The organism is Staphylococcus sp. GDH8C109P (assembly GCF_017893405.1).
Lineage (GTDB): Bacteria > Bacillota > Bacilli > Staphylococcales > Staphylococcaceae > Staphylococcus > Staphylococcus cohnii.
The window spans coordinates 1-335 of the sequence record NZ_JAESMX010000026.1; the positions used below are offsets into that span (position 1 = coordinate 1).

Sequence of the window (335 nt, forward strand, 5' to 3'; positions counted from 1 at the left end):
TTCAGTTTTCAATGTTCATTTAAATATATATGGTGGAGACTAGCGGGATCGAACCGCTGACCTCCTGCGTGCAAAGCAGGCGCTCTCCCATCTGAGCTAAGCCCCCATATTCTTTTTAAATAAGAGTCGGGAAGACAGGATTCGAACCTGCGACCCCTTGGTCCCAAACCAAGTGCTCTACCAAGCTGAGCTACTTCCCGTATTTATCATAAAATCATTCTAAAAATGGTGCGCCCAATAGGAGTCGAACCTATAACCGCTTGATTCGTAGTCAAGTACTCTATCCAATTGAGCTATGGGCGCTCTATTAAAATGATGGTGCCGAGGACCGGAAT

At 45.7% G+C, this 335-nt stretch carries 3 tRNA genes; all 3 read right to left on the reverse strand.

What is annotated here, in order from left to right:
* Positions 1–30: 30 nt before the first annotated feature.
* The 3 genes from KA867_RS12365 to KA867_RS12375 all read right to left on the reverse strand — a co-directional run bounded on the left by KA867_RS12365 (position 31) and on the right by KA867_RS12375 (position 303).
* Positions 31–106, reverse strand: a tRNA-Ala gene (locus KA867_RS12365).
* Positions 107–126: 20 nt separating this feature from the next.
* Positions 127–200 (reverse strand) — tRNA-Pro (locus KA867_RS12370).
* A gap of 26 nt (positions 201–226) precedes the next feature.
* Positions 227–303: transfer RNA gene (locus KA867_RS12375), tRNA-Arg, on the reverse strand.
* Positions 304–335 lie beyond the last annotated feature (32 nt).